General features: G+C 65.9%; 13 protein-coding genes. 4 read left to right on the top strand and 9 right to left on the bottom strand.

What is annotated here, in order from left to right; genetic code table 11:
• Positions 1 to 62 precede the first annotated feature (62 nt).
• Positions 63 to 1,310: a DUF2254 domain-containing protein gene (locus FHS50_RS09590; RefSeq protein WP_183934217.1), complete on the top strand. Its 1,248-nt coding sequence runs from the start codon at positions 63 to 65 to the stop codon at positions 1,308 to 1,310.
• Between the two features lie 9 nt (positions 1,311 to 1,319).
• Here FHS50_RS09590 and FHS50_RS09585 read toward each other — a convergent pair whose 3' ends face one another.
• From FHS50_RS09585 to FHS50_RS09565, 5 genes are all read right to left on the bottom strand, one after another.
• Complete coding sequence (locus FHS50_RS09585) at positions 1,320 to 2,624, bottom strand: DEAD/DEAH box helicase (RefSeq protein ID WP_183934216.1); 1,305 nt, start codon at positions 2,622 to 2,624, stop codon at positions 1,320 to 1,322.
• A gap of 189 nt (positions 2,625 to 2,813) precedes the next feature.
• Complete coding sequence (recF, locus tag FHS50_RS09580; RefSeq protein WP_183934215.1) at positions 2,814 to 3,869, bottom strand: DNA replication/repair protein RecF; 1,056 nt, start codon at positions 3,867 to 3,869, stop codon at positions 2,814 to 2,816.
• 94 nt (positions 3,870 to 3,963) lie between these two features.
• A complete protein-coding gene (gene dnaN / locus FHS50_RS09575) occupies positions 3,964 to 5,067 on the bottom strand; it encodes a DNA polymerase III subunit beta (protein WP_183934214.1) in 1,104 nt (367 codons plus the stop codon).
• Positions 5,068 to 5,307: 240 nt separating this feature from the next.
• Entirely contained in the window at positions 5,308 to 6,552 is a 1,245-nt protein-coding gene (locus FHS50_RS09570) for a spinster family MFS transporter (protein ID WP_183934417.1), read from the bottom strand.
• 138 nt (positions 6,553 to 6,690) lie between these two features.
• The gene (locus FHS50_RS09565) at positions 6,691 to 9,036 is read right to left on the bottom strand and encodes a TonB-dependent receptor (RefSeq protein WP_183934213.1); all 2,346 of its coding nucleotides are present in this window, start codon (positions 9,034 to 9,036) and stop codon (positions 6,691 to 6,693) included.
• 105 nt (positions 9,037 to 9,141) lie between these two features.
• Between FHS50_RS09565 and FHS50_RS09560 the strand changes: the two genes are divergently transcribed.
• Positions 9,142 to 9,789, top strand: a complete 648-nt coding sequence (locus FHS50_RS09560) for a TetR/AcrR family transcriptional regulator (RefSeq protein ID WP_183934212.1) — start codon at positions 9,142 to 9,144, stop codon at positions 9,787 to 9,789.
• Here the strand turns inward: FHS50_RS09560 and FHS50_RS09555 are convergent.
• From FHS50_RS09555 to FHS50_RS09545, 3 genes are read right to left on the bottom strand one after another with little or no spacing between them, the layout of a single operon-like run.
• On the bottom strand, positions 9,781 to 10,944 hold the full coding sequence (locus tag FHS50_RS09555) for an aminotransferase class V-fold PLP-dependent enzyme (protein ID WP_221184916.1): 1,164 nt from the start codon (positions 10,942 to 10,944) through the stop codon (positions 9,781 to 9,783). The genes FHS50_RS09560 and FHS50_RS09555 overlap by 9 nt on opposite strands.
• Positions 10,941 to 11,702: a tryptophan 2,3-dioxygenase gene (locus FHS50_RS09550; protein WP_183934211.1), complete on the bottom strand. Its 762-nt coding sequence runs from the start codon at positions 11,700 to 11,702 to the stop codon at positions 10,941 to 10,943. Before FHS50_RS09550 ends, FHS50_RS09555 begins: the two co-directional genes overlap by 4 nt.
• Before the next feature lie 37 nt (positions 11,703 to 11,739).
• On the bottom strand, positions 11,740 to 12,201 hold the full coding sequence (locus FHS50_RS09545; RefSeq protein ID WP_183934210.1) for an outer membrane protein assembly factor BamE: 462 nt from the start codon (positions 12,199 to 12,201) through the stop codon (positions 11,740 to 11,742).
• Between the two features lie 108 nt (positions 12,202 to 12,309).
• On the opposite strand from FHS50_RS09545, the gene FHS50_RS09540 reads away from it, so the two are divergent.
• Together FHS50_RS09540 and FHS50_RS09535 are read left to right on the top strand one after the other, a co-directional pair.
• On the top strand, positions 12,310 to 12,819 hold the full coding sequence (locus FHS50_RS09540) for a ubiquinol-cytochrome C chaperone family protein (RefSeq protein ID WP_183934209.1): 510 nt from the start codon (positions 12,310 to 12,312) through the stop codon (positions 12,817 to 12,819).
• Positions 12,819 to 13,331 (top strand): YceD family protein, encoded by a 513-nt coding sequence (locus FHS50_RS09535; protein WP_246333113.1) that lies wholly within the window; start codon positions 12,819 to 12,821, stop codon positions 13,329 to 13,331. The genes FHS50_RS09540 and FHS50_RS09535 overlap by 1 nt, the downstream gene beginning before the upstream one ends.
• On the opposite strand, the gene ssb is transcribed toward FHS50_RS09535, so the two are convergent.
• Positions 13,328 to 13,828, bottom strand: a complete 501-nt coding sequence (gene ssb / locus FHS50_RS09530) for a single-stranded DNA-binding protein (RefSeq protein ID WP_183934207.1) — start codon at positions 13,826 to 13,828, stop codon at positions 13,328 to 13,330. The two genes, FHS50_RS09535 and ssb, sit on opposite strands and share 4 nt — an antisense overlap.
• Positions 13,829 to 13,899 lie beyond the last annotated feature (71 nt).

Below are 13,899 nucleotides of genomic sequence, written 5' to 3'. Positions count from 1 at the left end.
GCGCCGATGGCACCGCTTGGCCTGCCACTCGTTGGGTGGGCAAACAGGGAGAGGAGATTGCCGTGCCGCGGTGGCGCTGGTTCATCCAACAATTGGTGCGGCGGATCTGGTTTCGCGCGGCTGCAATCAGCGCGGGATCGGTGCTGATCGCGCTCGCCGCGGCGTGGCTCGCGCCGATCATTCCCTATGAATTCAGCGTCACCATGGGCGCCGATGCGGTCGATGACATCCTCACCATCCTCGCATCCTCGATGCTGGCGGTGACGACCTTCTCGTTGACCGCGATGGTGGCGGCCTTTTCAGGCGCGGCGCAGATGGGCTCTCCGCGCGCGACCGAACTGCTGATCGAGGACGCGGCGGCGCAGAACGCCATCTCGACCTTCCTCGGCGGTTTCCTGTTCGCGATCGTCGGGCTGGTGGCGCTGTCGAGCCAGCTGTACGGGCCGCAGGGGCGCGTCGTGCTGTTCATCGGGACGATCGGGGTGATCGTGTGGATCTCGATCACGCTGTTGCGCTGGATCGCGCAACTGTCGACCTTCGGGCGGGTCGGGGACACGATCAAGCGGGTCGAGCGGCAGGCGATCGCCGCGCTCGACGCCTATCCCGGGCCGACGCTGTTCGCGGGGCGGGTCGAGACCCATGCGCCCGAGGCGGCGGCGCAGAGCTTTTCCTGCGACCGCACGGGCTATGTCGCGCATGTCGATCGCGGCAAGCTGAGCAGCCTTGTCCGGGACGAGGGTGCACAGTTGCACCTCGTCAGCGCGGCAGGACATTTCGTCGATCCCGGCCTGCCGGTGGCCTGGGCCGATGCGCCTGTCGAGGGGCTCACCGACGAAATGGTCTGCGACGCCTTCAGCATCGCGCGGTCACGCGATTTCGACCAGGATCCGCGGTTCGGGATGGTGGTGCTGGCCGAAGTGGCGAGCCGGGCGCTGTCGCCCGCGGTCAACGATCCCGGGACCGCGATCGCCTCGCTGGTGGCGGGGCAGCGGGTGCTCGACCATTTCATCGATCCCGAACGGCCGCCGTCGCCGCCGCTGCCGGGGCTGGTCGATATGCCGCTTTCGCTTCAGGAAATGGTCGAGGATCTTGTCCTGCCCATCGCGCGCGACGGTGCAGGTGTGGTCGAAGTCGGGATGCAGGTGCAGAAGTTGCTCGGCTCGCTCGCCCGGCGTTGTCCGGGCGCGCGCAAATGGCTGCTCGAGATGGCCGAGCATTGCCTCGAGCGCAGCCGCGCGGCGATGGCCGACGAGATGGAGAAGCAGCGGCTCGGCCGGGCCTATCGAAGAGCCTTCGACATCCCGGCCTGATCCCTTGCGTCAGGCGCTCGCGGGGCGGCGCTGACCCTTGCGCTGGGGGCGCGGACGGCGCTTCTTCGCGCCATTAGCGGGCTTGCCATGCTGGCCCTTGGGCTTGATCGGATGGCGCGGACGACGCGAACGGCGCGGGCCGCGGTCCTCGCCCGCATCCTCGACCGCAGCGACGGCTTCGTTGAAATTTTCGGGCAGCGGCACATCGCCGATGCGCTGGCGGATGAGCTTCTCGATGCCGCGCAGATAGGGGCGCTCCTCATCGTCGCAGAAGCTGTAGGCAATGCCTTCGGCGCCTGCGCGCGCGGTGCGCCCGATGCGGTGGACATATTGGTCGGCGACATTGGGCAGGTCGAAATTGACGACATGGCTCACGCCCGGAATGTCGATCCCGCGCGCCGCGATGTCGGTCGCCACGAGGATGCGGATGCTGCCTTCGCGGAAGGCGGCGAGCGCCTTTTCGCGCTGCGGCTGGCTCTTGTTGCCATGGATTGCCGCGGCCTCGATGCCGATCTTGCCAAGACGGCGCACGATGCGGTCGGCGCCATGCTTGGTGCGCGAGAAAACGAGCGAGCGGTCGATCGTCTCGGTCTGGAAGAAGAGATTGAGAAGCGCCTGCTTTTCGCGCTGGTTGACGAAGGTCACAGCCTGGCGGACGCGCTCGGCGGTGGTGCCGACGGGCGTCACCTTCACTTCGACCGGGTGATGGCAGAAGCGATCGGCGAGCTGGCGGATCTGCTTGGGCATGGTCGCCGAGAAGAACAGGGTCTGCCGCTTTTCGGGGATGATCTTCACGATCCGCTTGAGGTCGTGGATGAAGCCCAGGTCAAGCATCTGGTCGGCTTCGTCGAGCACGAGGATCTCGAGCGCCGACAGGTCAAGCGCGCGCTGGTCGACGAGGTCGAGCAGGCGGCCCGGGGTGGCGACGAGAATGTCGAGCCCGCGGCTCACTTCGCGGATCGAGCGCGGCACCGGAACGCCGCCGAACACCACGCCGACGCGGACATGCTGGCCCGCCGCATAGTTGCGCGCACTGGTCGCGATCTGGGCGGCCAGTTCGCGGGTCGGGGCAAGCACGAGCATGCGGGCACGGCCCGGCACGGGGCGGCCGGGAGCCGCCTCGGTAAGGCGCTGCATGGTGGGCAGCACGAAGGCCGCGGTCTTGCCGGTACCCGTCTGCGCGATGCCGACGAGATCCTTGCCCGCGAGCACGGGCGGAATGGCCTGCGCCTGGATGGGCGTGGGCTTGTTATATCCCTGCGCATCGAGCGCAGCGAGAATGGGGCTGGAGAGCCCGAGAGATTGGAAAGTCATAAATATCCTGAAAAAGCGCCGCCCCGGATGAGGGACGTCGCATGAAAACGGGGGAATTTAGCACCCCGCGTGATAGGAGAGCCGTGAAGGCGGAGGCGCGCAGGGCCGCCCCGTCTGAAGGGGCATCACGCCGCTGGTCGGCGCGCCATTGTTGGTCGCCGATATAGCGATCCGGCGATGAATGGCCAGTTAATTCGTGACGACCGTTCCGCCGTCGAGCCGGTAGTGGCTGCCGGACAGGCCTTCGAACAGCGCGCCTTCGGTGGCGGTCATCCAGGTCTGGCCCCGGCCTTCGAGCCGCGCATAGAGCGCCGCGCGGCGGCCGGGATCGAGATGCGCAGCGACTTCGTCGAGAAGGAGGATGGGTGGAGAACCGCGCCGCTCGGCCACCACGTCGGCATGGGCGAGGACGAGGCCAAGGAGCAGCGCTTTCTGTTCGCCGGTCGAGCCCAGCGCGGCGGGCTGCTGCTTGGCGATATGGGTGACGAGAAGGTCCTGCCGGTGGGGGCCGGCGAGCGCGCGGCCCGCCCGGGCATCGCGTCCCCTGCCCTCCTGGAGTGCGCGTGCAAGGTCGCCGCCCGACCAGCCATCGAGCGCCAGCGATGCGCGGGGAAAATCGCCTTCGGGCATCGCCGCGATCGCTTCGTTGAGTTGGGCGACGCTGTGGGCGCGCGCTTCGGCGAGCGCTTCGCCATGTTCGGCCATCCCCGCTTCGAGCGCGGCGAGCCATTGAGGGTCGGGGGCTTGCGGTTCGGCCAGCAGCTTGTTGCGCGCGCGCATCGCGGCTTCGTAGCGGCTGGCGTGGCGGGCGTGCGAAGGTTCGAGCGCGAGCACCAGCCGGTCGAGGAAGCGGCGGCGCCCCCCTGCGCTGTCGGTGAACAGCCGGTCCATCGCGGGAGTGAGCCAGAGCACCGAGAGCCATTCGCCCAGCTGCGAGACCGGCGCGGCGGCGCCGTTGATGCGCAATTGCCTCCGGTCGGGGGTGGCGGGGAGCGTGCCGGTACCGAGCGTCACTCCGTCGCCGAGCGAAGCGGCGATCGAGAAATTGCCGGGCCCGCCCTGCCGCGCCATCTCGCGGAGCGGAGCGCGGCGCATTCCCCGGCCCGGCGAGAAAAGCGAGACGGCTTCGAGCATGTTGGTCTTGCCCGCGCCATTGTTGCCCGAGAGCATGACGAAGCCCGCGCCCGGCGCGATCGCCGTATCTTCATGATTGCGGAAATCAGTAAGGGCGAGGCGGCTGATCATGCCCCGCCTCTTGCCACAGTTTTCCGCCCCGGGGGGATGCAAAATGGGGGCGGCACGCGCCGCCCCGTCAAGCGAGTGAGCGAAGCGCGTCCGATCAGACGCGCATCGGCATCAGCACGTAGAGCGCCGGGCTGTCGTCGCTTTCGCGCAGCAGCGTGGGCGCGGCGGCGTCGGCAAGATGCACCTCGACCGTATCGCCTTCGATTTCATGGAGAATGTCCATGAGATAGCGGGCGTTGAATCCGATCTCTAGCCCGTCCGAGCCGTAGCTGGCGGGGACTTCCTCGACCGCGACGCCATTTTCGGGGCTGGTCACCGAGAGAGTGACCTTGTCGCTGTCGACCGCCATCTTGACCGCACGGGTCTTTTCGCTGGCGATGGTGGCGACGCGATCGACGCCTGCCATGAAGCTCTTGGGGTCGATCCGCAGCAGCTTGTCATTGGCGGTCGGGATGACGCGGTTATAGTCGGGGAAGGTCCCGTCGATGAGCTTGGAAGTGAGCACCGCCGCGCCGAGTCCGAAGCGGACCTTCGAGCCCGACAGCGAGACCTCGACCGTGCCCTCGACCTCGTCGAGCAGCTTGCGCAATTCGCCAACGCATTTTTTGGGAATGATGATGTCGGGCATGCCGTCGGCGCCCTCGGGCTTTTCGACCGTGACGCGCGCGAGGCGGTGACCGTCGGTGGCCGCGGCCTTGAGCTTGTCGTCGGCGACATGGAGGAAGATGCCCATCAGATAATAGCGGGTTTCCTCGTTCGAGATCGCGAAACGCGTCTTGTCGATGATCTGGCGCAGCGTCGCCGCGGGCAGTTCGAAACGGGTCGGCAGGTCGCCTTCGGCGATCACCGGGAAATCGTCGCGCGGGAGGGTCTGGAGGTTGAAGCGCGCGCGGCCCGCATTGACCTGCATCTTGCCGTCGGCGGCGCTCAATTCCACCTGGCTGCCCTCGGGAAGCTTACGGACGATGTCGAAGAAAGTGTGCGCGGGCACGGTGGTGGCACCGGCCTGGCTGACCTCTGCCGAAACGCTTTCGTCGACCTGCAGATCAAGGTCGGTCGCCATCAAGCGGAGCGAGCCTTCCTCGCTGGCCTCGAGAAGCACGTTCGAGAGGATGGGAATGGTATTGCGCCGTTCAACCACCGATTGGACATGGCCTAGGCTTTTGAGAAGAACCGCCCGTTCAATGGTCGCTTTCATTGCGTTTCATGCCCCCGTGAAAATGAAGTTGGAGGCACTATAACGCGCGCCTCGCCAAGGGCTAGGGAAAAGAGCCTTAGGCGGGGCGACTTTTGCGGCGAGTGCTTTGGTGGAATGGGGCATGCCGGGGCCGATCCGAAGGCGAAGCGGTTCCATGCTGGCCGCTTGTCGCGCTTTACGCAGGGTCAGGCAGGGCCGATAGGTCCGAAACGGAGGAAGTTGCCCCGGAACCTTTCGCGATCAGGCGGGCTGCGGAGCGGGTGCGGGCTGCACCACGTCGCGGTCGAGACGGCGAGCGGCGAGCAGCATGAGGATCGCCGCGCCGGCATAGACCATGGTGGTGAGCATCGCCGAATAGCGCAGCGCCTCGTCGCCGTAGAGCGGCGTGAGCGCGTCCGAAATCTCCCCGATCATCGGCGAACCGAGACCGAGGCCGATGAGATTGTTGATGAACAGGAAGAGCGCCGAAGCGGTGGCGCGCATTTCGGGCGGGACCAGCTTGGTGATCGCGGTGACCACCGGCCCCAGCCACATCAGCGCGAGCGCCGAGGGAATGAGGAAGAGGATGAAGCTCAGCCACAGGATCTCGGAAGAGAAAGCGAGAAGATAGGTGGGCAGGGTGATCGCGAAGGCGATAGCACACAGCTTGGCATAGCCGCCCGCGCGCGCCGAGCCGAGCTTGTCGCCGAGCACGCCGCCGAACCAGATTCCCGCCGCGCCGCCGAAAAAGGCAATACCCGCCATGATCCAGCTGCGGTCGACCAGCGACAGGTCGAAGCTGCGGGCAAGGAAGCTGGGGATCCAGAAGGCGAAGCCATAGCCCGCCATCGAGGACATGCCCGCGCCGAAGGAGAGAAACCAGAAGCTGGGTTTGGAGGCGATCAGGCGGAAGACCGTCATGAAGCGCGGCGCCTGGCCGCGCGGACCGTCTTCATGGCGGCCATGGCCGGGATCGCGGACATAATATTTGAAGATGGGGGCGAAGCCGATGCCGACGAGGCCGATCACGATGAAGGCGGCGCGCCAGTCGACCTCGGCGGCGATCAGCCCGCCGAACAGGACGCCGAGCGCCGAACCGATGGGAATGCCGAGCGAGAAGATCGCCAGCGCCCGCGCGCGCCGTTCGGGCGGGAAGAGATCGGAGATGAGCGAATAGGCAGGTGCAACGCCCGCGGCTTCGCCGACCCCGACGCTCATGCGGGCGAGGAAGAGTTGCCAGAAATTCTGCGCAAGGCCGCAGATCGCGGTCGCGCCGCTCCACAAGGTGAGGCCGATGGCGATGATCCAGCTGCGGTTCTTGCGGTCGGCGAGCATCGCCAAGGGAATTGCGAGCGCGGTGTAGAAAAGCGCGAAGGCGAGGCCGCCCATCCAGCCGAGCTGACCGTCGCTGAGGCCCAGGTCTTCCTTGATCGGTTCGGCGAGGATGCCGATGATCTGCCGGTCGATGAAGTTGAGCGTATAGGCGATAACGAGCATCAGCATCATCACGCCCCGCCCGCCGATCGCACCCTTGGCCGGCTGCGCTGCATCCATGTCGGTCCCGCTCTTCATATGGCGCCCCTGCTAGCGGGCGGGGCGGCGGCTGGCCATCCCATTTTGAGGAAGGTGCCGCCGCCCTTCGGCTCAGAAGCGGTAGCCCACCGACAGGAACAGCTGGCGCGGATTGCCATAATAGGCCGTCAGCGTGCCTTCGGTGCCGAGCGTGGGCACCGGACGGCCGCCGACCATCACCAGTTCCCCGCTGTCAGGATCCTGCGCGAGGAAGTTATAGCCCGCGACGATATATTCCTTGTCGAACAGATTCTTCGCATAGGCGCCGATGGTCCAATGGTCGCCCGGCAGTTCCCAGGTGAGGCCGGCATCGACGAGCGCGAAGCCTTCCTGGTCGAGCGGGCTGGCGAGTTCGAACTGCTGGCTGTCGCCGCGATAGCTGACGGTGGTGTTGGCGGTGAGATAGCCGCCACCCATCGGGGTGCCATAGGTGAGCGAGCCCGACGCCGTGACCTCGGGAGTGTTCTGGACCTTGCGGCTGTCCGAGACGTCGATGCCGCGATTGTCGATATAGCGCAGATATTCGGCATCGAGCAGGCCGAGCGACCAGCCGAAGTCGAGCCGCGAGGGCGATGCGGTGCCAAGGAGGCGCGCAACGCCTTCGAATTCGAGGCCGCGGATGCGTGCCTTGGCGGCATTGGTGGTGATGCCGATGAAATTCTGGTTGCCGTTGACATCGGTGACGCCGACCGAGCCCGGGATCTGCACATCCTCATAATCGGCGTTGAACAGTGCAAGGCTGGCATTCACCCGGTCGCCGAGGCTGCCCTTCCAGCCGATCTCGTAGCTTTTGACCGTTTCGGGATCGAAGGCGAGGAAATCATAGACTTCGTCGGGGGTGACCGATCCGTCATTGTTGAAATCGGGCGTCGCCGTGGTCTGGCCGCGCGGATCGAAGCCGCCGCCTTTGAAGCCCTCGGCATAGCTGGCGTAGAGATGGTGATCGTCATTGGGCTTGAAGCTGATCGAGGCGCGCGGAGTGAAATCCTTGTCGGTGCGCGAGCCTTCGAAATCCGAAGTGGTGGCGAAGACGATCCCGGCGCCGCCGAAGATCGGCGAGCCCCCGCCCAGATAGGTTTCGCGGAACACCCGGCTGTTGCGCTGGTCATTGGTATAGCGGCCACCGAGCGAGACGCTGATCCGGTCGGTGAGGTCGTAGGTGAAATCGCCGAACAGTGCCCAGCTGTTGGTTTCGACCTCGCCCTGGGTGAGCGCGGTCAGGCCGTTGAACAGGGTGAAGAGGCGCACGTCGAACACGGTTTCGGCATCGGCGTCGAGGAAATAGGCGCCGAGCACGCCGTTCAGACGGCTCGACGAGAAGCCGAGCTGGAATTCCTGGCTGAACTGTTCGTTGGCATAGAGCGCGGGGACGTCGAGATCGACCGCGGGAAGCGTGTCGAAGTCGATCGGCGTCGCGCTGTCGTCGGCGCGCCAGGCGCTGATCGACTTGAAGGTGAGCATTTCGCCGAGCGGCCATTCGAGATAGGCCGAGACGCCCTTGGCGGTCACCTGCTGTTCGGGATCGACCAGCCCGCCGCGCGTGTCGAAGACATTATCGAGCACCGGCGCGCCCGAAGCGAGACCCGGGATGAGGCGATGGCCACCGCGCGGATTGCTATTGTCCTCGGTATAGTCGCCGCTTAAGCGGAAGAAAGGTTCGTCCACTCCGCCCCCGGCTTCGAGGCTGGCGCGGACCGCGAAGATGTCCTTATCGTAATTTTCCTGGCCGGTGGTGAGGTTCTCGCCAAAACCGTTGCGGTGGAGGCGCGCCGCGCCCACGCCGACACGCACCAGGTCACCGAGCGGCGTGGAAGCCTTGGCCACGAGGTCGGTCTGGCCATAGGTGCCCACGACCCCCTTGGCCGAGAAGCTGGTGTCGGTAGGCAGGCGGCGCGTGACATATTTGACTGCGCCGCCGATGGTGTTGCGACCATAGAGCGTGCCCTGCGGGCCGCGTAGCACCTCGATCCGTTCGACATCGTAAATGTCGAGGACCGCGCCCTGCGGGCGGTTGAGATAGACATCGTCGAGATAGATGCCGACCCCCTGTTCGAACCCGGCGACCGGATCCTGCTGCCCCACGCCGCGGATGAAGGCGGTGAGCGTCGAGTTGGTGCCGCGCGACACTTCAAGCGTGACGTTGGGGGTGGTGTCGGCGATGTCGGTGATGTCGATCGCGCCTTCGCGTTCGAGCTGGTCGCCCGAGTAGGCAGTGAGCGAGATGGGCACGTCCTGGAGCCGTTCGACGCGGCGGCGAGCGGTGACGACGATTTCGCCATCCTGCTGGGCCATGGCTTCGGCGGCATCGGTCTCCTCGATCACCTCTTGGACACTGTCCTGTGCGAAGGCGGGTTGCGCGAGCAGGGCGGTGCCCGCGATGCCGGCCAGAAGGACCGAGCGATATGCAATGCGATTCATGATGATTTCCTCCCCTGTTGCGGCATGGGATCGACAGCCCTGTTGCCGCGGCATTTCAGCTGCTATAATGAAAGTTGAACCATCATTCAACTTCGGGAATTGGGCATGGGCGCGGGACGGGGCAAGGGCAGCGAAACCGGGCGGACAGGCGCTGGCCCCAAGCGATCGGGCGCGTCCAAGCAGCCGCGCACCGCGCGTGGCGAAAAGACCCGCGCGGCGATCCTCGATGCCGCGCGGATCGAATTCGGGCAGGTGGGTTTTGCCGATTCCTCGATCGTTGCGATCACCCAGCGGGCCAAGGTCGCGCTCGGCACTTTCTACACCTATTTCGATTCGAAGGAGGAAGTGTTCGCGGCGCTGGTCGCCGACATGTCGGCGCGGGTGCGCGATCATGTCGCCCCCGCGCTTGCCGGGGCGACCGGCGGGATCGACAGCGAGCGGCGCGCGCTCCACGCCTTTCTCGAGTTCGTGCGGGGCCACAAGGAAGTCTATCGGATCATCGATGAATCCGAATTCGTCGATCCGGCCGGGTTCGAGAAACATTATCGCGATTCGGCGGCGCGCATTTCCGAGCGGCTGGCCCGCGCCGACGACATCCGGCCCGCCGAAGACGCGCTCGAGCGCGAAGTGCGCGCCTGGGCGGTGATGGGAATGAATGTCTTCCTGGGACTGCGCTTCGGCGTGTGGGGCAAGGAAGATCCCGAAGCGGTGGCGCGCGCCGCCAACCGCCTGCTCGAAAAAGGGCTAGGCTAGAACGCGGGCCAGCGCGGCGAAGCGGTCGATATCCTCTTCGTCATGATAAAGGCCGAGGCCCAGCCGGATCACCTCGCCGCGCACATCGACGATGCAATTGCGCTCGCCGAGCGCCTTGCACCAGCGCGCCGCGTCGGGGTGGCGATAGGCGAGGAAGCGGGCGTGCGGACCGCCATCGAGCGGGTTCAATAGTTCGGCGCGCGCGAAGACCGTGTCGCCAAGCCCATCGACCAGCTGGGCGTGGAGGCGCGCGACCCGGCCCGAGATGCGTGCAGTGTCGAGGCCGTTCTCGGCAAGCGCTTCGCGCACCGCGAGGAAACGGTAGAGCGCGCTCGGATCGAAAGTCGCGCCCATGAAGCGCATCGCATCGCGCGCATAGCCGATCATGCCGGGCGGTAGGGTGAGATCCTCGAACTCGGCATACCAGCCGGTGATCGGCGGGCGTTCGCCATAGCCCGGCGGGCAGGACATGAAGCCCATCCCCTCGCCTGCCATCGCATATTTATAGCCGCCCGCGAGGTAGAAGGCCTTGTCGGACCAGCGTTCGGGAAAAGGCTCCTCGATCGCCATGAAGGCGTGATAGCCGTCGATCACCACCCAGGGGCCTTCGGGGCGCGACAGTTCGACGAGCCGGTCGAGATCGCTCGCGATGCGGCCAGAACCGAACATCACCTGGCTGACGAGGACGAGGTCATGATCGCCCGTGGCGGCGGCCTGGGTGAAGCGCTCGGAAAAACTTTCGGCGGGCAGGGCGGGGATGGTCTCGAGGCGGATCGAATCCTCCTCGACCCAGCGAGCGAACTGGCGGCGCGCGCTGTGGAATTCGCCATCGCTGGTGAGAATGTGCAGCTTGCGCCCGAAGCGCTGGGGCGCGGCGGCGGCAAGGCGAACGAGAAAGTCGTGCGTGTTGCCGGCAAAGACGATGCGGTCGGCGGGGACATGGCCCAGTTCGCGGCCCACCTCGGCGCAGGCGGCGGGCCAGATTTCACCCATCACCCTGTCCCATTTGCGGTCGGCGAGCCGCGCGGCATCCTCCCAGCAGCGGACCTGCCCCGCGAAGGAGGCATCGGGCCAGAGATGGTGGCTGTGCGCGGCGAAGTGGAGCCGGTCGGGATCGGCCGAAAGGCTCTTGGAGAAAAGCGGCTTGAAGCTCAAATCTCGGTCCTCAGGTCCCAGAGAGCGGGGAAGGCGCGCTTGTCGAGGGTCGACTTGAGATAGGCCGAGCCCGAAGAGCCACCCGAACCGGTTTTCTGGCCGATCACCCGTTCGACCGTGAGCACATGCTTGTGGCGCCAGGCCGCGAGCGCATCGTCGAGATCGACGAGCTTTTCGGCGAGGCCGTAGAGTTCGGGGTATCTTTCGGTGTCGCGATAGACGGCGAGCCAGGCAGCGGCGATTTCCTGTTCGCTGCCGACCGAAAAGCCCGCGCGTTCGAGGGCGGCGACGGCTTCGTCCCACAGGCTCGGAGCGTCGAGCGCCTGCTGGAGCCGTGCGCGCGCTTCGCTGCCATCCTCATAGTTGCGGAGGAAGCGGGCGTCCTTGATGCCCATGCGATATTCCATCTCGCGGAACTGCGCCGACTGGAAGCCCGAGGCGGTGCCGAACACATGGCGGAATTTCATATAATCGGCGGGGGTGAGCGTCGCGAGAATATCCCAGGACAATGTCATCACCGTCTGGATGCGGCTGATCCGCGACAATGCCTTGTGGACCAGCGTGAACTGGTCGCGGCGCAGAAGCTCGGTGGCATGATCCAGTTCGAAGAGGATCTGCTTGAGCCACAGTTCCTTGGTCTGGTGGATGATGATGAACAGCATCTCGTCATGCACGTCGGAGTGCATGTGCTGGGCATCGAGCAGGGTATCGAGCGCGAGAAACTCGCTATAGCTCATCGAGGATGGGGTCGCGGTCATGCCATCCGATTAGGCGGGCCGCCGCCGTGCGGCAAGCCTAGCGCGGGCCGCCGCCACCCGGGCCGCCCGGACCGAGGCCGCCGACCTGTCCGATCCCGCCGAACAATTCCTCGAAGAAGCTGCGTTCGCGGCCCAGGGTCGGGGTCTCGTCGCCATTGGGCGTGATGTTGATCGCCAGTTCCTCGCCGGTCTCGTTCACCGAGACGACATTTCCCTGCGCATCGAAGCTGATCGCCAGCACCCGGGCGTCGGTCACGCGCGGGCGGCGGAAAGCGAACTGGCTGGTCTGGCGGCTGACATAATACCATTGGTTGTCGTCGAACTGGCCGGTGAAGGTCGGGCGGCCGAGCGTGGCCTGCACCGATTCCTTATTGTCGATTCCCGGTTCGATCGCCTGAACCAGCTCTTCCGATGCGATATAGCCCGACTGATCGCGGATTCCCGCGCATCCTGCGAGCGCGGTGGCGGCAGCCAGGGTGATCATCAACTTCAAACGCATATTCGGGCCTCATCGGGATTCGTGCCCGCGCCCTTGCAGCGCGGCCTTTCGCCCAATATGCGGCCAAAGGGCGATGGCGCAAGGGCCGTTCGCCCGAAAGGAAGAGGCATGCGACGGATATTGTCCCTGTTCAGGTCCAGCAGCGGAGCCGATGCGGGCGCGCCCTATGCGGCGCTGGTCGCCGAGGCGCGCCGGCCCGAATGGTATCGCGACGGCAGGGTCGAGGACGACATGGACGGGCGGTTTGCCGTGCTTTCGAGCCTGGTCGCGCTCACCATCCTGCGGCTCGAACGGGGCAGCGAGGAAGCGGTGCGCGGCTCGGTCTCGCTCACCGAACAATTCATTGCCGACATGGACGCGCAGATGCGCGAGATCGGCTTCGACACCACCATCGGCAAGCAGGTGCGCGGGCTGGTCGGCGCGCTCGCCAGCCGAGTCGATATCTGGCGCCGCGCGCAGGACGGCGAGGAAGAATGGCAGGCGGCGAGCGATTTCAGCATCTTCCGCGACAAGCCGCCGTGCGAGGAATCAGCGACCTTCGCCGCCGAGCGGCTGCGCCGTTTCTCCGAGCAGCTCGACGGGGCCGACGATGACGAAGTAATGCAGGGAAAATGGTGATGATCGACCCGATCCGATTGAGCGAGATCCGCGACGGCGACCGGATCGACGTGACCGCCGACGAGAAGGAACGCGCGGCGATCGCCGACCGGCTGGGCCTCGAGGCGCTCGAGCATTTCTCGGCCCATGCGGTGCTTCATCGGGACGGCGAGGCGGTGAGTGCCGAAGGGCGGGTCAAGGCCGATGCGGTGCAGGCCTGCGTGGCGACCGGCGAACCGGTACCCGAACATGTCGACGAGGCGTTCGCGATCCGCTTCATCCCCGCGCCGATCGAAGGCGGGGAAGAGGAAGTCGAGCTCGACGAAGGCGAAATGGACGTGGTCTTCCACGATGGCGCGCGGATCGAACTGGGCGATGCGCTGGTCGATACGCTGAGCCTGTCGCTCGAGCCTTATCCGCGCAGCCCCAATGCCGATGCCGAACTGAAAAGGGCCGGCGTCCTCTCGGAGGAGGAAGCCGGCCCCTTCGGCGCCTTGTCGGCGCTCAAGAAGAAGACGGACGACCAGCCCTAGAAGGGAACGTCGTCGTCCAGGTCGTTGTCGAAGGCCGCGGGCTGGGGACGCGACTGCTGTCCGCCGCCACCGCCGCTTCCGCCGCCGAAGCCGCCACCGCCGCCAAAGCCCTGGTCCTGGTTGCCGTAGCCGCCGCCACCGCCGCCGCCTTCGCGCGGATCGAGCAGCACCAGTTCGCCGCGGTAGCGCTGCAAGACCACTTCGGTAGAATAGCGGTCATTGCCATTCTGGTCCTGCCACTTGCGAGTCTGCAGCTGGCCTTCGAGATAGACCTTGCTGCCCTTTTTCAGATAGTTTTTCGCGACCCGGCCGAGATTTTCGTTCCAGATCACCACCTGGTGCCATTCGGTGCGTTCCTGCCGGTTGCCGTCGCGATCCTTCCAGGTCTCGCTGGTCGCCACGCGCAGGTTCACCACCTCGCCGCCATTCGACAGCGAGCGCGCCTCGGGGTCCGCGCCGAGATTGCCTACCAGAATGACCTTGTTCACGCCCGCCATGGGTAATTCTCCTCTTGTCTCTTTCCCTTTCGATAGGCAGGGCGCTCCACCCTGTCCATGGGCGAAAGCGG

The organism is Sphingomicrobium lutaoense (genome assembly GCF_014195685.1).
Lineage (GTDB): Bacteria > Pseudomonadota > Alphaproteobacteria > Sphingomonadales > Sphingomonadaceae > Sphingomicrobium > Sphingomicrobium lutaoense.
The sequence above is the reverse complement of the archived record's forward strand: the minus strand, read 5'-3'. Positions and strand labels throughout refer to the sequence as shown.

Coding starts and splice junctions, on each gene's coding strand:
- FHS50_RS09585 (WP_183934216.1), bottom strand. CDS start 2,624: ATGACTTTCCAATCTCTCGGGCTCTCCAGCCCCATTCTCGCTGCGCTC.
- recF (WP_183934215.1), bottom strand. CDS start 3,869: ATGATCAGCCGCCTCGCCCTTACTGATTTCCGCAATCATGAAGATACG.
- dnaN (WP_183934214.1), bottom strand. CDS start 5,067: ATGAAAGCGACCATTGAACGGGCGGTTCTTCTCAAAAGCCTAGGCCAT.
- FHS50_RS09570 (WP_183934417.1), bottom strand. CDS start 6,552: ATGATGCTGATGCTCGTTATCGCCTATACGCTCAACTTCATCGACCGG.
- FHS50_RS09565 (WP_183934213.1), bottom strand. CDS start 9,036: ATGAATCGCATTGCATATCGCTCGGTCCTTCTGGCCGGCATCGCGGGC.
- FHS50_RS09560 (WP_183934212.1), top strand. CDS start 9,142: ATGGGCGCGGGACGGGGCAAGGGCAGCGAAACCGGGCGGACAGGCGCT.
- FHS50_RS09550 (WP_183934211.1), bottom strand. CDS start 11,702: ATGACCGCGACCCCATCCTCGATGAGCTATAGCGAGTTTCTCGCGCTC.
- FHS50_RS09545 (WP_183934210.1), bottom strand. CDS start 12,201: ATGCGTTTGAAGTTGATGATCACCCTGGCTGCCGCCACCGCGCTCGCA.
- FHS50_RS09540 (WP_183934209.1), top strand. CDS start 12,310: ATGCGACGGATATTGTCCCTGTTCAGGTCCAGCAGCGGAGCCGATGCG.
- FHS50_RS09535 (WP_246333113.1), top strand. CDS start 12,819: ATGATCGACCCGATCCGATTGAGCGAGATCCGCGACGGCGACCGGATC.
- ssb (WP_183934207.1), bottom strand. CDS start 13,828: ATGGCGGGCGTGAACAAGGTCATTCTGGTAGGCAATCTCGGCGCGGAC.